Annotated in this window: 15 protein-coding genes; 10 read left to right on the forward strand and 5 right to left on the reverse strand. The window is 57.0% G+C overall.

Features of this window, described 5'->3' with window-relative positions; genetic code table 11:
• The first annotated feature begins 467 nt into the window (after nucleotides 1-467).
• The 6 genes from dcuC (at nucleotide 468) to uspG (ending at nucleotide 5,912) form a co-directional block, all read left to right on the forward strand.
• Nucleotides 468-1,832, forward strand: coding sequence for an anaerobic C4-dicarboxylate transporter DcuC (gene dcuC, locus V3W49_RS07505; RefSeq protein WP_500144677.1), 1,365 nt, complete (start codon nucleotides 468-470; stop codon nucleotides 1,830-1,832).
• Between the two features lie 89 nt (nucleotides 1,833-1,921).
• Complete coding sequence (gene rna, locus V3W49_RS07510) at nucleotides 1,922-2,722, forward strand: ribonuclease I (protein WP_500144678.1); 801 nt, start codon at nucleotides 1,922-1,924, stop codon at nucleotides 2,720-2,722.
• Between the two features lie 109 nt (nucleotides 2,723-2,831).
• Nucleotides 2,832-2,984: a hypothetical protein gene (locus V3W49_RS07515; protein WP_500144679.1), complete on the forward strand. Its 153-nt coding sequence runs from the start codon at nucleotides 2,832-2,834 to the stop codon at nucleotides 2,982-2,984.
• Nucleotides 2,985-3,357: 373 nt separating this feature from the next.
• A complete protein-coding gene (locus tag V3W49_RS07520; RefSeq protein ID WP_500144680.1) occupies nucleotides 3,358-4,734 on the forward strand; it encodes a GntP family permease in 1,377 nt (458 codons plus the stop codon).
• Between the two features lie 153 nt (nucleotides 4,735-4,887).
• Nucleotides 4,888-5,298, forward strand: a complete 411-nt coding sequence (gene rnk / locus V3W49_RS07525; protein WP_500144681.1) for a nucleoside diphosphate kinase regulator — start codon at nucleotides 4,888-4,890, stop codon at nucleotides 5,296-5,298.
• A gap of 185 nt (nucleotides 5,299-5,483) precedes the next feature.
• Complete coding sequence (gene uspG, locus V3W49_RS07530) at nucleotides 5,484-5,912, forward strand: universal stress protein UspG (protein ID WP_500144683.1); 429 nt, start codon at nucleotides 5,484-5,486, stop codon at nucleotides 5,910-5,912.
• Nucleotides 5,913-6,012: 100 nt separating this feature from the next.
• On the opposite strand, the gene ahpF is transcribed toward uspG, so the two are convergent.
• Together ahpF and ahpC are read right to left on the reverse strand one after the other, a co-directional pair.
• Entirely contained in the window at nucleotides 6,013-7,578 is a 1,566-nt protein-coding gene (gene ahpF / locus V3W49_RS07535) for an alkyl hydroperoxide reductase subunit F (protein WP_500144684.1), read from the reverse strand.
• Nucleotides 7,579-7,753: 175 nt separating this feature from the next.
• On the reverse strand, nucleotides 7,754-8,317 hold the full coding sequence (gene ahpC / locus V3W49_RS07540) for an alkyl hydroperoxide reductase subunit C (RefSeq protein ID WP_500144686.1): 564 nt from the start codon (nucleotides 8,315-8,317) through the stop codon (nucleotides 7,754-7,756).
• 753 nt (nucleotides 8,318-9,070) lie between these two features.
• Between ahpC and V3W49_RS07545 the strand changes: the two genes are divergently transcribed.
• The gene (locus tag V3W49_RS07545) at nucleotides 9,071-10,489 is read left to right on the forward strand and encodes a sugar porter family MFS transporter (RefSeq protein ID WP_500144688.1); all 1,419 of its coding nucleotides are present in this window, start codon (nucleotides 9,071-9,073) and stop codon (nucleotides 10,487-10,489) included.
• A gap of 49 nt (nucleotides 10,490-10,538) precedes the next feature.
• Here V3W49_RS07545 and kdgT read toward each other — a convergent pair whose 3' ends face one another.
• Both kdgT and V3W49_RS07555 read right to left on the reverse strand, forming a co-directional pair.
• On the reverse strand, nucleotides 10,539-11,519 hold the full coding sequence (kdgT, locus tag V3W49_RS07550; RefSeq protein ID WP_500144689.1) for a 2-keto-3-deoxygluconate transporter: 981 nt from the start codon (nucleotides 11,517-11,519) through the stop codon (nucleotides 10,539-10,541).
• Between the two features lie 160 nt (nucleotides 11,520-11,679).
• Nucleotides 11,680-12,843 carry a pyridoxal phosphate-dependent aminotransferase gene (locus V3W49_RS07555; RefSeq protein WP_500144690.1) on the reverse strand — a complete coding sequence of 388 codons (1,164 nt, stop codon included), beginning with the start codon at nucleotides 12,841-12,843 and terminating at the stop codon, nucleotides 11,680-11,682.
• A gap of 123 nt (nucleotides 12,844-12,966) precedes the next feature.
• On the opposite strand from V3W49_RS07555, the gene V3W49_RS07560 reads away from it, so the two are divergent.
• The 3 genes from V3W49_RS07560 to V3W49_RS07570 are packed head-to-tail and all read left to right on the forward strand — an operon-like array spanning nucleotide 12,967 to nucleotide 14,800.
• Nucleotides 12,967-13,578 (forward strand): methylthioribulose 1-phosphate dehydratase, encoded by a 612-nt coding sequence (locus V3W49_RS07560; RefSeq protein ID WP_500144691.1) that lies wholly within the window; start codon nucleotides 12,967-12,969, stop codon nucleotides 13,576-13,578.
• On the forward strand, nucleotides 13,575-14,261 hold the full coding sequence (mtnC, locus tag V3W49_RS07565) for an acireductone synthase (protein WP_500144693.1): 687 nt from the start codon (nucleotides 13,575-13,577) through the stop codon (nucleotides 14,259-14,261). Before V3W49_RS07560 ends, mtnC begins: the two co-directional genes overlap by 4 nt.
• Nucleotides 14,258-14,800, forward strand: a complete 543-nt coding sequence (locus V3W49_RS07570) for a 1,2-dihydroxy-3-keto-5-methylthiopentene dioxygenase (RefSeq protein ID WP_500144694.1) — start codon at nucleotides 14,258-14,260, stop codon at nucleotides 14,798-14,800. The genes mtnC and V3W49_RS07570 overlap by 4 nt, the downstream gene beginning before the upstream one ends.
• A 39-nt stretch (nucleotides 14,801-14,839) precedes the next feature.
• On the opposite strand, the gene mtnA is transcribed toward V3W49_RS07570, so the two are convergent.
• On the reverse strand, nucleotides 14,840-15,862 hold the full coding sequence (gene mtnA, locus V3W49_RS07575) for an S-methyl-5-thioribose-1-phosphate isomerase (protein WP_500144695.1): 1,023 nt from the start codon (nucleotides 15,860-15,862) through the stop codon (nucleotides 14,840-14,842).
• Nucleotides 15,863-15,926 lie beyond the last annotated feature (64 nt).

Raw genomic sequence — 15,926 nt, forward strand, 5'->3', positions numbered from 1 at the left:
CATTATTTTATTTGGTGGATCAATAGAACGTCTATGAAAAGACCGACTATTCAGGACATATCCTAATAAACAGTGAGGAATAACTGAAAGACAGAAGCGCCTCCAGCGCCCCCCAGGTAAGAAAAATCGTCACCGCGGTTCTGGCACGCTCTGAAACCCGGCATCCTTCTGTCACCAACTCTTTTCCGCTTAATTATCAGACAATTATTCACATAAATTTTACATTTGCCCCGCCAGTTATTGCGCTGGCTCACCCCACATGAAAAACGCTAAGAATTTATTTTGTGTTTCTCCCGCCTGCCGTCAAAATAGCTATCTTATTGGTTTACGCCATCGTACACGTGCGTCATTCAGCCCCCGGAACATTGACCGTCGTGCCTGAAACGCACCCTCAGTGTCTGTTACAGGTATTTGTTTTCACCGCTAAATATGTCACGCCGGATGAATACCGGCCCGCTGGGAAGATTATGTTAACGATATTTGAGCTATTATTTGGAGCCGCGGTGATTATCGGCGTGGCCAGCTACATCATTAAAGGTTATTCCGCCACCGGCGTATTGCTGCTGGGCGGCCTGATTTTGCTGATTGCCAGCGCTATTATGGGACACCCGATTCTGCCAGCCGGAACCCAAAGCACCGGTTACAGCGCCACGGACATCCTGGAATACGTTAAAGTGCTGCTGATGAGCCGCGGCGGCGATCTCGGCATGATGATCATGATGCTGTGCGGTTTTGCGACCTACATGACCCATATCGGCGCCAACGATATGGTGGTGAAGCTGGCTTCCCGCCCGCTGCAGTACATCAACTCCCCCCACCTGCTAATGGTCGTCGCTTACTTCCTGGCCTGTCTGATGTCGCTGGCGGTCTCTTCCGCCACCGGACTTGGCGTATTGCTGATGGCAACCCTGTTTCCGGTTATGGTCAACGTCGGCATCAGCCGCGGCGCTGCGGCGGCTATCTGCGCCTCGCCAGCGGCGATTATTCTGTCTCCGACTTCCGGCGACGTGGTGCTGGCCGCTCGGGTCGCCGAGATGCCGCTGGTAGACTTCGCCTTTAAAACCACGCTGCCTGTCTCCATTGCCGCCATTATCTGCATGGGCATCACGCACTACTTCTGGCAGCGCTGGCTGGATAAAAAAGAGCACATCGTCACCGAAATGCTGGACGTCAGCGAAATCCAGACCAAAGTTCCCGCCTTTTACGCGATTCTGCCCTTCTCTCCGGTGATTGCAGTACTGATTTTCGACGGTAAATGGGGCCCGCAGCTGCATATTATTACGCTGCTGGTGATGTGTATTCTGCTGACGGCGATTCTCGAATTTCTGCGCAGCTTCAACACCCGCAGCGTATTTGAAGGGCTGGAGGTCGCCTGGCGCGGTATGGCGGATGCTTTCGCCAGCGTGGTGATGCTGCTGGTCGCCGCCGGGGTCTTCGCCCAGGGCCTGAGCACCATTGGCTTTATCCAGAGCCTGATCTCCATCGCCACCTCTTTCGGCTCCGCCAGCATCGTCCTGATGCTGGTTCTGGTGATCCTCACTATGCTGGCAGCCATGACTACCGGTTCCGGTAATGCCCCCTTCTACGCCTTTGCCGAACTGATCCCTAAACTGGCCGCCCAGTCTGGCGTGAACCCGGGTTATCTGGTCATTCCGATGCTGCAAGCTTCTAACCTTGGCCGAACCATCTCTCCGGTATCCGGCGTCGTGGTGGCCGTAGCGGGTATGGCGAAAATCTCACCGTTCGAAGTGGTTAAACGCACTTCCGTACCTGTGCTGGTTGGCCTATTGGTGGTGATTATCGCCACAGAAATATTGATGCCTGCGGGCTGAGACTCCGCATTGTTTCATCACAACGGGGGCCAGTCGGCCCCCTTTTTATGATTAAATATGGCGATATAACGCAAATCACCGGAAACCCCATGAGAAACTGGATAGCCTACACGCTGCTGACCGGCGCCCTGGCCAGCGGCTACGCCCACGCAGAACCGCTAAAAGCCACGCAGTATGACGACTTCGATCGCTATGTTCTGGCGCTCTCCTGGCAGAACGGCTTCTGCCAGAGCATGCACGATCGCAATCGCAAGCTTCCCGCTGAATGCCAGCAGCAGGACGCACGGGAGAATAACGCGCAGATGCTGACGGTGCACGGCCTGTGGCCTGGTCTGCCGCGTTCTGTCGCGGCGCGCGGCGTGGATGAGCGCCGCTGGATGCGCTACGGTTGCGCCACTCGCCCGATTCCAGACATGGCGGAAGTTCGCGCGTCGCGCAAATGCGCCGCGCCCAAGGTTGGCCTGAGCGATGCCATGGCCCGTAAACTGGGGGAGGTCATGCCCGGCGCCGGCGGTAGCTCTTGCCTGGAACGCTATGAATTCGCCAAACATGGTGCCTGCTTCGGATTCAACCCCGACGCCTACTTCGGCACCATGGTGCGTCTGAACCAGGAGGTGCGCGAAAGCGACTTCGGACGTTTCCTTTCCGGGCATTATGGGAAGGTAGTCAGCCGCAAAGCGTTTAATGAAGCGCTGGCGCGTAGCTGGGGTAAAGCGAGCGTAAAGGCCGTGAAGCTGACCTGCCACGGCAATCCAGCCTACCTGACCGAAATGCAGCTCGGGCTGAAGGCCAGAACTATCAACCAACCTCTTGACGAACAAAGCTTTGCACCAGGCCCGCATCCGGGCAACTGTGCAAAAACTTTTCGCCTGGATGCCGCCGGCTTCTGAGGTACGCGCAGAGTCCTAAAACCTGAAGAATAAAAATTATTCCATCCATTTTTGTTCCGCGTTTAGCACGCCACACTCTGGCTAAGTTAACCAGCAAGAGGGATGGAATATGAACAAAACCGATCTGTGGCTTCAGGAAATGCAGGTAATGTTCCTTCACCAGCCGCTGCCCCGGCGCTTTCCAGCCTGGCTGTGGCTAACCCCCCGCCAGCGCAACGCCGTATTGCGTGAATTATTGCAGCCGCTATCTCCCCGGCAATAAAAACCACGACGATTTCGGTCTCAGCGCTTTCTCCGCAAGCAGGCCCAGAAAGCGCTATGGATACTCTATCTTTAGAAGATTCTGTCATATACAGATCGTATTTATGTGACAGCAATCGTAAATCTCAATCAATTAACGCGTTCAGCGTCCCGTTTTACTCCTGACATGTCTTTACGTAACGGCAACCAAATAACTACGCTGAGTCAATCCCTCCAACGGGGAGTTTGTTTCTAATGTTTGAGCCTCATCTCAAAATGTAAATAACGTAGTCGATTCCTGTAACCTCTTTATGAATGTTACCAGTATCATGTTACCGGTATCAGAAAGAACGGTTCGCCCCGTTTCCTGGATTGATAAGTAGAGGAACCAGACAATGACGGATATGACATACGCTTATGGCGCCGGAACGCTGTTGGGCATTGCCGCTGGCGCGGTCGCCCTGCTGCTGGTGCTGATTATGCGCTTTAAGGTGCACGCCTTCCTGGCACTGACGCTGGTCAGTATCATCGTTGCGCTGGTCACCAAAGTACCATTCGATAAGATAGTTCCCACGCTGCTGAGCGGTTTCGGCAGCACCCTGGCAGGCGTTGCGCTGCTGGTGGGACTGGGGGCAATGATCGGACGCATGCTTGAAATTTCCGGCGGCGCAAAAGTGCTGGCGGATACGCTGATCAATAAATTCGGCTCTCACCGTGCGCCGCTGGCGCTGGGCGTTGCGTCGCTGATGTTCGGTTTCCCCATTTTCTTTGACGCCGGACTGGTAGTGATGCTGCCGATTATCTTCAGCGTCGCCAAACAGTTTGGCGGCTCTACCCTGAAATACGCGCTTCCCGCCGCGGGCGCCTTCGCCGTTATGCACGCGCTGGTACCGCCGCACCCAGGCCCGGTCGCCGCGTCCGAACTGCTGGGGGCTAACATTGGCCTGCTGGTACTGGTTGGCCTTATCATTGCCATCCCCACCTGGTATATCGGCGCCTATCTGTATGGTCTGTACGCCGGTAAGAAATTCGACATAAAACTGCCCTCTTCTTTCCTGGGCGAAGTCGAAGCGGATCCCAACCATCGTCCGCCCTCTTTCGGTACCGTCATGGCGATTCTGCTGCTGCCGCTGGTTCTTATCTTCCTTGATACCGGTCTGAGCACCGCCATCGTTCTGGGCTGGGTCGATGCCGACAGCACCGTAGTCAACTTCCTGCGCATGCTGGGTAAAACTCCGGTGGCGCTGCTAATCACCACCTTCTGCGCGCTGCTGGTCTTCAGTCGCGACCACAGTCGCGAGCACCTTGAAAAAGTGTGCAACGGCGCCCTTGGGCCCATCTGCGGCATCATCCTGGTGACCGGCGCTGGCGGTATGTTCGGCGGCGTACTGCGTGCCAGCGGCATTGGCGACGCGCTGGCTGGCGTACTCTCCGACACCGGTATGCCGGTCATTCTGGCGGCCTTTGTTATCTCTACCGCGCTGCGCGTGGCACAGGGTTCCGCAACAGTCGCGCTGACCACCACCGCCGCGCTGGTGGCGCCAATGGTTCAAAGCGCTACCGGGCTGAGCGAGTTCGATCTGTGCTTCATCGTTATCGCCATCGCGGGCGGCGCAACCGTACTGTCCCACGTAAACGACTCCGGTTTCTGGCTGGTAGGCCGCTTCCTGGAAATGGACGAGAAGACCACCCTGAAAACCTGGACCGTTATGGAAACCCTGTTAGGCAGCATCGCCTTCCTGCTGGCAGCGCTGGGTAGCATAATTCTGTAATACGCGCCGCACCGAGTGTGAAGTTGCTCACTGTTCCAGGAGGCTCGCCGCCGCTATTATCACCAGGTCAACCCTCATCACTCAGATGGTGAGGGTTTTCTTTTGGGTATCTCATGTCCGGCAAAGGGCCGGATGGTTAACATGGAGTCTGTGATGTCCCGACCTGCAATTATCATTAACGAACTCGATGCGGAACGTATTGACCGGCTACTGGAACAGCCTGCGTTCGCCGACCTTCCGGTCGCTGATGCGCTAAATGCCGAGCTGGATCGTGCGCAGATGTGTAAGCCGGAAGATATACCGACCGATGTCGTCACCATGAACAGCCGGGTGAAATTCCGCAATCTGAACAGCGGAGAAGAGCACCTGCGCACCCTGGTTTATCCGGCCAGCCTGACCGATACCACCAGCCAGCTTTCGGTACTGGCACCGGTGGGTGCCGCACTGCTGGGACTACGGGTAGGAGACACCATTCGCTGGATGCTGCCGGGCGGCATCGAAACCCACCTGGAGGTTCTGGAGCTGTGCTATCAGCCCGAATCTGCAGGGGAATATCATCGCTGAATCGCGTTTCTGGAGGATGCCTGGCATCCTCTTTCCGTTCAGGGCCTTACGGGCCGACTTGTGAAAATCCTCACAGTTTCCGTTTTTCTCTTCATCCTGCATCACACTTCTTACAGCTGGCGCGCAAAAAATAAAAAACCCGTGTTTTATTAAGGAAAATCTTATCATTAAATGGAGGTTACTTTATGTACCAGACGATCCTGATGCCAGTCGATGTCTTTGAAATGGATTTATCAGATAAGGCCATTCGCCACGCCGAGTTCCTGGCGCAGCAGGATGGCAAAATTCACCTGCTACACGTGATGCCAGACGCTTCCGCCATGATGTTCCGCGGCTTTGCCTCTGAAATGCGCCGCTTTGAAGATCACCTGCGTAAAGAGGCGGAAGATAAGCTCCAGACGCTGGCCAGCCACTTTCATATCGATCCGGAACGCGTAATGACCGAAACGCGTTTCGGTAACGTGCGGGATCAAGTCAATGTCGCCGCCAAAGAGCTCCAGGCGGATGTCATCGTCGTCGGCTCTCGCAATCCTTCTATTACCACTCATCTACTGGGCTCTAACGCGGCCAGCATTATCCGCTATGCCCGTATCCCGGTGCTGGTGGTGCGTTAGCCTTTTAATGCAGATAAAAAAAAGAGGCTACCCGCAGGTAGCCTCTGGTGCTTTTGCTGTGTATGTCTTTAAACCTCTCCCAACGGGAGGGCCTTTTTTATTATGCCGTTTTGGTACGAATCAGGTAGTCAAAGGCGCTGAGTGACGCCTTCGCCCCTTCACCGGTGGCAATAATGATCTGCTTGTACGGCACCGTGGTACAGTCTCCCGCCGCGAAGATCCCCTTCACGCTGGTTTCGCCGCGGGCATCAACGATTATCTCGCCCATGCGGTTGCGCTCTACGGTGCCCTCCAGCCAGTTAGTATTCGGCAGCAGGCCAATCTGAACAAAGATCCCAGCCAGTTCCAGGCTATGGGTGGTGCCGGATACGCGATCCTGATATTCAAGGCCGGTTACGCGGGTACCGTCGCCTTTCACCTCGGTGGTCTGGGCATTCAGAATAATATCGACATTGCTCAGGCTGCGAACTTTATCCTGCAGAACCTGGTCCGCTTTCATTTCCGGCGCGAATTCCAGCAGGGTCACATGATCCACCACGCCTGCCAGATCGATAGCCGCTTCCACGCCGGAGTTGCCGCCGCCGATCACCGCCACACGCTTGCCTTTGAACAGCGGGCCGTCGCAGTGCGGGCAGTAGGTCACGCCGCGGGTACGGTACTCATCTTCACCCGGCACATTCATATTGCGCCACTTCGCCCCGGTAGCGATGATCAGACTGCGCGCTTTCAGGGTGGCGCCAGAGGCGGTTTCAATCTGATGCAGTCCGCCTTCGTTAGCGGCCGGCACCAGGCGAGAAGCGCTCTGAGTATCGATAACATCCACGTCGTAGTCGTCAACGTGCGCCTTCAGGGCGCCCGCCAGCTTCTGCCCTTCGGTCTTCGGCACCGAGATATAGTTTTCAATATCGACGGTATCCAGAATCTGACCGCCGAAACGTTCGCCCATCAGACCGGTGCGAATCCCTTTACGGGCCGCATAAATGGCTGCCGCAGCACCCGCAGGGCCGGAGCCGACAATCAGCACATCATAGGCCTCGCGCTGGTTCAGGGCTTCAGCGGCGCGTTTTTCCGCCCCGGTATCCACCTTACTGACGATCTCCGAAAGCGTCATGCGGCCCTGGCCGAACTCTTTACCATTCAGGAAGACCGCCGGGACGCCCATAATGTTGCGCTCGCTGATCTCATTCTGATAAGTGCCGCCGTCAATGGCCGTGTGTTTAACCCGCGGATTAAGTACCGCCATCAGGTTCAGCGCCTGAACCACGTCCGGGCAGTTATGGCAGGAGAGCGAATAATAGGTTTCAAATTCAAAATCACCATCAAGAGCGCTAATCTGCTCCAGCAGCTCTTTGGCCTCTTTAGACGGATGCCCGCCAGTCCACAGCAGTGCCAGAACCAGCGAGGTAAATTCGTGACCGAGCGGAGAACCGGCAAAACGCGGTCCCTGCTCCGAGCCGGGGTTAGTAATCAGAAAAGAGGGTTTACGAACCGGCAGAGAATTACGCTCCGTAAAAGAGACTTTATCTGACAGTTCTGAGATTTCTGCCAGAAGTTCCCTGATTTCCGACGACCGCGCGCTGTCATCCAGCGTGGCGATCAACTCAACAGGCTTAGTCAGTTTCTCAAGATAGGCCTTGAGCTGTGTTTTCATCGTAGTGTCGAGCATGGTATCTCCCTGTTGCTGGCAAGAAAAACGGGTGCAAATGCACCCGCAAGAATAGGTATGCGTGATTCAACCACCGTAAATAATCAGAGGCGATTATTCAGGGCGCCGGCGGTATGAAAAAGACGCAGGCCGCTCAGGCCGCGGAACCTGTCCGCGGACTAAGAGACGCAGGGGTTTAGATTTTACCCACCAGATCCAGAGACGGAGCCAGAGTCGCTTCGCCTTCTTTCCACTTAGCCGGGCACACTTCACCCGGGTGGGAAGCAACGTACTGAGCCGCTTTCACTTTACGCAGCAGGTCGGCAGCGTCACGACCAATACCTTCAGCAGTCACTTCAACCGCCTGGATGATGCCGTTCGGGTCTACCAGGAAGGTACCACGGTTGGCCAGACCTTCGTCTTCACGCAGGATTTCGAAGTTGCGGGACAGCGCCATGGTCTGGTCGCCCAGCATGGCGTATTTGATCTTACCGATGGTATCGGAAGTTTCATGCCATGCTTTGTGGGTGAAGTGGGTGTCGGTAGATACGGAGTAGATATCCACGCCCAGCTTCTGGAATTCATCGTAGTGGTCAGCCAGGTCGCCCAGCTCGGTCGGGCAGACGAAAGTAAAGTCGGCCGGGTAGAAGAAGAAGACGCTCCAGCGACCTTCAACGTCTTTCTCGGTAACTTCTACGAATTCACCGTTTTTGAAAGCCTGTGCTTTGAACGGTTTGATTTTGGTATTAATTAAGGACATCTATACTTCCTCCGTGTTTTCGATGGGGTATAAGGTATCGAATCTCTGCCGCTTCATCCAATCCGTTTGTGTTATTGAATTGATAAGCGATATCTATCATCTTGCCAGTAATCCATTGACGATGACAGGGAATGCCCGGACTGCTTTACCATCCAGCGCAAAGCAAAAGGGCCACCCGCGGTGGCCCTGGCACCCGTCCTGCCTGAATCTTCGACAACAGGTGTAATACTGACCCGGTGCGAAACAGAGTACAGCCTCCGGATTTAACCACTGCACGGAGCTACGGGTCAACGTGAAAACCGTAAGATATTGTCTATAGATCTGATAGGAGCACGCTATAAGTGACGGGAAAGGAAGATTTTCATATTTTAATAGCAAATATTGCGCAATATAAGCCAGTTAGCCCATATAACCGCCCCATTTTCCCGCTTTATACATTCCCTGACGCTAAAAATGCGCTTTTTCCGGCCAGCGCACCACAAACCGGAAATGACGCAGCACATAGCCATTCGTCAATTATCCATACCGGAAAAACCTCAATATTACGCTGCCTTTTCTGGAATCAGGCCGCTATGCCCCACACTGCGTGGCATAATCTGTTGCACTCACTCTATCAGAAGTGAAACCTGTATCACAAAACCTTGCTGTACAGCAGAATCATCCATCTCTACGCCGTTTTCCACCTCCCGGCCAGGCCGGGCAATCTCTTAACGTAATGGCATAACAGATTTTCCTAATCCCCGGAGATGAAGTATGTCGTATGTGAGTGATACCCCCAGGATGGAGTCCCCTCAGGAGCAGCGCGCCAGGCGAATGAACCTGTTCGTTGCCATTTCGGCCGCCGTCGCTGGCCTGTTATTCGGCCTGGACATCGGCGTTATCGCTGGCGCCCTGCCCTTCATTACCGATCACTTTACCCTGAACAGCCACCAGCAGGAGTGGGTGGTCAGCAGCATGATGCTCGGCGCCGCCATTGGCGCGCTGTTTAACGGCTGGCTCTCCGCCCGTCAGGGCCGCAAACTCAGCCTGCTGGCAGGCGCAATTTTGTTTATTATCGGTTCCCTGGGGTCGGCTTTCGCCCACAACCTTGAAGTGTTACTGATTGCGCGTGTAGTGCTCGGCATTGCCGTGGGCATCGCCTCCTACACTGCCCCACTCTATCTGTCTGAGATGGCGTCGGAACACGTACGCGGCAAGATGATCAGTATGTACCAGTTGATGGTGACTTTAGGGATCCTGCTTGCCTTCCTGTCCGATACCGCCCTGAGCTACAGCGGCAACTGGCGCGCCATGCTCGGCGTGCTGGCTCTGCCGGCGCTGGTATTGCTGGCAATGGTGATTTTTCTGCCAAACAGCCCGCGCTGGCTGGCGGCCAACGGCAAGTATGCCCAGGCGGAGCGAGTGCTCAGAATGCTGCGTGATACCTCGGAAAAGGCCCGCGAAGAGCTCGATGAGATCCGCGACAGTCTGAAGGTAAAACAGGGGGGATGGGCGCTGTTTCGCTCGAACCGCAACGTACGGCGCGCGGTCTTCCTGGGTATGCTGTTACAGGCAATGCAGCAGTTTACCGGAATGAACATCATCATGTATTACGCGCCAAAGATTTTCGAAATGGCGGGCTTCAGCAGCCACCAGCAGCAAATGATTGCAACGGTGGTGGTCGGTCTGACCTTTATGCTGGCTACCTTTATTGCCGTCTTTACCGTCGACAAGTCCGGCCGTAAACCGGCGCTGAAAATCGGCTTTACCGTGATGGCGATCGGCACCCTGATTCTGGGCTACTGCCTGATGCAGGTAGACAACGGCAATCTCTCTACCGGTATCTCCTGGCTCTCTGTCGGTATGACCATGATGTGTATTGCCGGCTATGCGATGAGCGCCGCGCCGGTAGTCTGGATTCTGTGCTCCGAAATTCAGCCGCTGAAGTGTCGCGATTTCGGTGTTACCTGCTCCACCACCACTAACTGGGTGTCCAATATGATTATCGGCGCCACCTTCCTGACGCTACTGGACAGCATCGGTGCCGCCGGTACCTTCTGGCTTTACACCGGTCTGAACCTGGCGTTCGTCGCCATCACCTTCTGGCTGATTCCTGAAACCAAAAACGTCACCCTGGAACATATTGAAAAGAAGCTGATGTCCGGTAAAAAACTGCGCGATATCGGGCGCTGACAGCCTTTCCGACATCACCGGAAAAGACGGCGTTCTGCCGTCTTTTCCATTAATGAGCCTTTACTCCGCCCTTAGCCACCAGGCCGCTCCCCGCATGGCGTGCGTACAGCGCGGTAATCATCGGCACCAGCACCGAAGTGACAATCACGCTGGTCGCCACCAGCGCCGTGGCGGACTGGGCCACGGGCGCGAACGCCGGATTCATCTGGGCGATAATCACCGGATTTGCCACTGCCGCTCCGGCCGAAGACGAAGCGGCGATACCCGCAGTACCGTTACCGCCGCCGATCAGGCGATCGGCCAGGATCAGCGGAATGCCGGTAATCACAATCACCGCCGCGCCCAGAAATACGCCAGGCAGGCCGGTATCCAGAATCACGCCCAGATTAATGGTATTGCCCAGCGCGAAGCCGAAAAACGGAATCAGCGTGGTGGTCGCCTTCCCAAAGAACTCCCGCAGACTGCTGTCCAGATTACCCAACGCAAAGCCCACCAGGAACGGCAGCACGGCGCCGACAAAGTGCTGCGGCTCAAAGGTCGCCAGCCCGGCCGAACCCAGTATCACCATGGTCATCAGCGGGCCAGACTCCAGCGACATCAACACGAAAGCGCCCGCCTCTTCTTTGGTGCCATACTGATTCATCAGGCTGGCGTACAGACCGCCGTTGGTCATATCCATGGCGGAAATAATAGCCAGCACTGAGATTCCGGCAAAAACGCCGCTGGTAATGCCGTGTTCCGGTATCACCATGGCAGCAAGCATCGCCACGCCCCAGGCCGTGGCGATTTTGGTCACCACCAGAGTTCCGGATTTACGCAGCACCGTGCCGGTGGCCCGCAGTTCAATGGAAGCGCCAATGCAGAAAAACCAGACTGCCAGAATCGGCACCGTGCCACCGATCATCCCTTTGGTGAAGGAGCCGAAATACTCTCCGGTTCCCGGCGCCAGAGTGTTAAGCAGTGCACCAAGCAGTAACGGCACCAGCATCATGCCGCCGGGGATCCTCTCGATCGCAGCTTTAATTTTCATTGTCGCTCCCGCTTTATTGGTTGGTGACTCAATAACCATTAGCACAACAAAACTGCGATCGATAAAAGATGAAATGACATTTCATTCGAATTTGTGAACCGGTGACGATTTAGTCAACGGCGTCACTATCGGCCTGGCTCTGCCGCCGCCCCCGGCCAGACTAGAGGTTTACCAGACGTTCCGCCGCTGCGCTCAGCGTCTCCGGTTGTTTGGCGAAGCACAGGCGAATCAGGGTATGGGGGAAGGGATCGGCGCAAAATACCGATAGTGGAATCGCGGCCACGCCTACCTCCGTCGTCAGCCAGCGGCAGAAGCTGACGTCATCGCTGTCGGAAATCGCGCCGTAATCCGCCAGCAGAAAGTAGGTACCTTCGCAGGGCAGTAATTCGAGACGCCCGGGTGCGAGCGTCTGGACAAAGGCATCGCGCCGCTGGCGATAAAAATCGGGCAGTTCTCGATAATGCTCCGGCTCGGCGCGTAGCATATCGGCAAGAGCGAACTGCGCCGGGGTGTTCACCGAAAAGGTCAGATACTGGTGCACCTTACGCACCTCGGCGCTCAGCGCTTCCGGCGCCACGCAGTAACCCACCTTCCAGCCGGTCATATGGAAGGTTTTGCCAAATGACGAAACGGCGATCGAGCGCTGACGCAGCGAAGCATGCCCCAACACGCTGGTATGTCCCCGGGGATCAAAACAGATATGTTCATACACTTCGTCGCTCAGCACGTAGATCTCATAGGGCGCGATAGCCTGCCACAGCGCCGCGAAATCCTCCTCGCGCCAGACCGTGGCGGTGGGGTTGTGTGGGGTATTGATAATCACCAGCCGGGTACGCTGCGAAACCAGCTCGCGAAACGCCTGCCAGTCCACCCGAAAATGCGGGGGCGCCAGCGACAGACGCTTCAGTATGCCGCCAGCCAGCTGCACTGCGGGCGCATAGCTGTCGTAGCTGGGATCAAAGCAGATAACCTCGTCTCCCGGGCGCACCAGCGCGGTAATCGATGCGAACAGCGCTTCGGTGGCGCCAGCGGTCACAGTGACTTCGGTTTCAGGCTCCGGCTGCCAGCCATAAAGTTCCCGGGTCTTATCGGCAATCGCCTCGCGTAGCGCGGGGACGCCAGTCATGGGAGCATACTGATTGGCGCCGCGCGCCACGTGATGCGCCAGACGTTCCTGCAATAATCGCGGCCCGTCAAAATCCGGAAATCCCTGAGAAAGATTGATGGCCTGATGCCGGGCGGCCAGCGCGCTCATCTGAGTAAAAATCGTGGTTCCCAGCGCCGGCAGACGACTCTGGGGCTTAAGTGGGGTGATGTTGTTCATTATGCTGCCCTTTCGCTCAATTCGATGGGCCTGTTTGTAACAGGTATGTTGCTGCCACTATAGCACGGTGTTAATATTTGGCAATCGAGACGCTTAGACGTCCAGACAGAAACGGAGTCCACGATGCCTTATCAGCCACTCAACGCCCTGGTCGACACCTGCCGCTGGATAGGCGCCCGGGGTTGGGCCCCCGCTACTGGCGGCAATATGTCGCTGCGCGAAGACAGCGACCACTGCTGGATTAGCCAGTCCGGTAAGGATAAAGGCAGCCTGACCGCCGACGACTTCCTGCGGGTGGAGATCGCCACCAGTCACGCGCCCTGCGGCGGCCGTCCGTCGGCGGAAACCGGTTTGCATACCCTGCTCTATCGCCTGTGGCCCGAAGCGGGCGCAGTACTTCACGTACACACCGTTAATGCCACCGTGCTGTCGCGCCTGATCCGCGAGCCTGAGCTGGAACTGACCGGCTACGAAATGCAAAAATCCCTGCGTGGCCAGAACAGCCATCAGCAGCGCGTGACGATCCCTGTCTTCGATAACAGCCAGGATATCGACGCCCTGGCGCAACATATTGCCCGCTACGGCGAACGCCATCCCCTGCGCTATGGTTTTCTGCTGCGCGGCCACGGGCTCACCTGCTGGGGCCGGGACGTCGATGAGGCCCGCCGCCATCTGGAAGGGCTGGAGTTTCTGTTTCACTGTGAAATGCAGCGCCGGCTGCTGGAGAGAGTATGATTCGCGCCATTGTGACCGATATTGAAGGCACCACCAGTGACATCCGTTTCGTTCATGACGTGCTGTTTCCTGTGGCCCGTCAGCGTATGGCGGAGTTCGTCAGCCAGCAGCAGTCCCGGGAACCGGTGCGTTCGCTGCTCAACGACCTGCGCAAGGAAATCAACCAGCCCGAAGCCAGCACCGACCAGCTTGTCGCCACGCTGGAAGACTTTATGGCTCAGGATCGTAAATCCACCGCGTTAAAAGCGCTCCAGGGCATGATCTGGCGCGATGGCTACCTGAACGGCGATTTTAAAGGCCACGTTTACGAAGATGTCCCCCCGGCGCTGATGCGCTGGCAGGCGCAGGGCATTACTTTGGGAGTTTATTCCTCCGGTTCGGTAGAGGCCCAGAAGCTGCTGTTCGGTTACAGCTGCGCCGGGGATCTCAGCCCGTACTTCAGCGCCTGGTTCGACACCCACGTGGGCGCCAAGCGGGAAGCCGACGCCTATTGCGCCATCGCCGGACTGCTGGGGCTGGCGCCGGATACAATTCTGTTTCTGTCCGATATCCACCAGGAGCTGGATGCCGCACAGGAGGCTGGCTGGAATACTATCCAGCTGATTCGCGGCGAACAGGATCCCCTAAGCCGTCACCCGCAGGTTCAGCGATTCGATCAGATTTCCCCGGAGAACATGCCATGAGCGCACTGACTATCTATGCCAGCCATAACGCCGCCACGCCTGAGTGGCACAGCACCGAAGGTCAGGCCATCGCCGAACGGCTGGCCCGGCACGGCGTACGTTTCGAACGCTGGCGCGCCGACCGCGATCTGGGCGATGCCCCAACGCCGGAAAGCACGATTGCCGCCTATCAGCACGCTATCGACCAACTGGTGGAGGAAGAAGGCTACCAGAGCTGGGACGTTATCAGTATGCGCGCCGATCATCCCCGGAAAGCGGAGATGCGCGAAAAGTTTCTCCAGGAGCATACCCACGGCGAAGACGAAGTACGCTTCTTTGTGGAAGGGCGCGGCCTGTTCTGTCTGCATCTGGACGAACGCGTCTGGCAAATACTGTGCGAGAAAGGCGATCTGATCTCGGTTCCGGCCGGCACGCCACACTGGTTTGATATGGGCCCAGAACCGAACTTCACCGCCATTCGCATCTTCGATAATCCCGAAGGCTGGATAGCCAGCTTCACCGGCAACGATATCGCCGACCGCTTTCCGCGCCTGGGGTAATCCGCTAACGCGACGTTCCGCCGGGAACGCCGCGTTATCTCAGATACGACGCAATGCACCGTCACGCACCGCCTGAGGCGTAACGACGCCGCTGTCCAGCACCCAACCGCTAATCAGTTCCGCTGGCGTTACATCGAACGCAGGGTTGTAGACTGCGGCCTGCTCCGGCGCCCAGCGCACTGCGCCAAAGCTGCCCGCCGCGCCAGTGACCTCATCCGCCGCCCGCTGCTCGACCGGAATGGCGTCGCCGTTCGGGCAATCGGGATCGAGCGTGGTACGCGGCGCCGCAACGTAGAAGGGGATCCTGTGCCAGCGCGCCAGCACCGCCAGTCCGTAGGTGCCAATCTTGTTCGCAACGTCGCCGTTAGTAGCGATACGATCGGCGCCGACCCAGACCGCATCCACCTCCCCTTTCGCCATCAGGCTCGCCGCCATGGAATCGCAAATCAGCCGGTAAGGGACGCCCAGCTCCCCCAGCTCCCAGGCTGTCAGACGCCCGCCCTGAAGCAGCGGTCGGGTTTCATCCACCCACACCTGTTTAACCTTACCCTGCCGCCAGGCATGGGTAATAACGCCAAGGGCGGTGCCCACGCCAGCGGTGGCTAATCCACCGGTATTACAGTGGGTCAGCAGCCGACTGCCCGGCGTCACCAGTTCGCTGCCCGCGCAGGCGATGCGCTCGCACAGCTGACGGTCTTCTTCCACCAGCGCCAGGGCTTCACGCACCAGCGCGGCGCGGTACTCCTCCGCCGCCAGCGCCAGACGCATCCGATCCAGATTATTCATCAGATTTACCGCCGTAGGCCTGGACGCCCGCAGGGTTTCCAGCCCCTGCTCCAGCGCTTTCCGCCCCATGCCCTGCTCCGCCAGTAGCGCCAGCAGCAGGCTGGCCGAAAGACCGATCAGCGGCGCGCCGCGCACCTTCAGCGCCTGAATACAGGCCACCAGTTCGTCGACGCTGTCCACCGCCAGCCAGTCACTGCGGGCAGGCAGCGCCTGCTGATCGAGAATCCATAACCGGTTATCCGCCACCCGCAGGCTGGTCGTCTGTAGTGTCTGCATAAAGTTAAATCCATGTTGCGTTGATGTGTCACATTGTGGCAGGATGAAATCCAGAAGTATAGAC

Source organism: Rosenbergiella sp. YN46 (genome assembly GCF_036620675.1).
GTDB lineage: Bacteria > Pseudomonadota > Gammaproteobacteria > Enterobacterales > Enterobacteriaceae > Jejubacter.

Coding starts and splice junctions, on each gene's coding strand:
- dcuC (WP_500144677.1), top strand. CDS start 468: ATGTTAACGATATTTGAGCTATTATTTGGAGCCGCGGTGATTATCGGC.
- rna (WP_500144678.1), top strand. CDS start 1,922: ATGAGAAACTGGATAGCCTACACGCTGCTGACCGGCGCCCTGGCCAGC.
- V3W49_RS07515 (WP_500144679.1), top strand. CDS start 2,832: ATGAACAAAACCGATCTGTGGCTTCAGGAAATGCAGGTAATGTTCCTT.
- V3W49_RS07520 (WP_500144680.1), top strand. CDS start 3,358: ATGACGGATATGACATACGCTTATGGCGCCGGAACGCTGTTGGGCATT.
- rnk (WP_500144681.1), top strand. CDS start 4,888: ATGTCCCGACCTGCAATTATCATTAACGAACTCGATGCGGAACGTATT.
- uspG (WP_500144683.1), top strand. CDS start 5,484: ATGTACCAGACGATCCTGATGCCAGTCGATGTCTTTGAAATGGATTTA.
- ahpF (WP_500144684.1), bottom strand. CDS start 7,578: ATGCTCGACACTACGATGAAAACACAGCTCAAGGCCTATCTTGAGAAA.
- ahpC (WP_500144686.1), bottom strand. CDS start 8,317: ATGTCCTTAATTAATACCAAAATCAAACCGTTCAAAGCACAGGCTTTC.
- V3W49_RS07545 (WP_500144688.1), top strand. CDS start 9,071: ATGTCGTATGTGAGTGATACCCCCAGGATGGAGTCCCCTCAGGAGCAG.
- kdgT (WP_500144689.1), bottom strand. CDS start 11,519: ATGAAAATTAAAGCTGCGATCGAGAGGATCCCCGGCGGCATGATGCTG.
- V3W49_RS07555 (WP_500144690.1), bottom strand. CDS start 12,843: ATGAACAACATCACCCCACTTAAGCCCCAGAGTCGTCTGCCGGCGCTG.
- V3W49_RS07560 (WP_500144691.1), top strand. CDS start 12,967: ATGCCTTATCAGCCACTCAACGCCCTGGTCGACACCTGCCGCTGGATA.
- mtnC (WP_500144693.1), top strand. CDS start 13,575: ATGATTCGCGCCATTGTGACCGATATTGAAGGCACCACCAGTGACATC.
- V3W49_RS07570 (WP_500144694.1), top strand. CDS start 14,258: ATGAGCGCACTGACTATCTATGCCAGCCATAACGCCGCCACGCCTGAG.
- mtnA (WP_500144695.1), bottom strand. CDS start 15,862: ATGCAGACACTACAGACGACCAGCCTGCGGGTGGCGGATAACCGGTTA.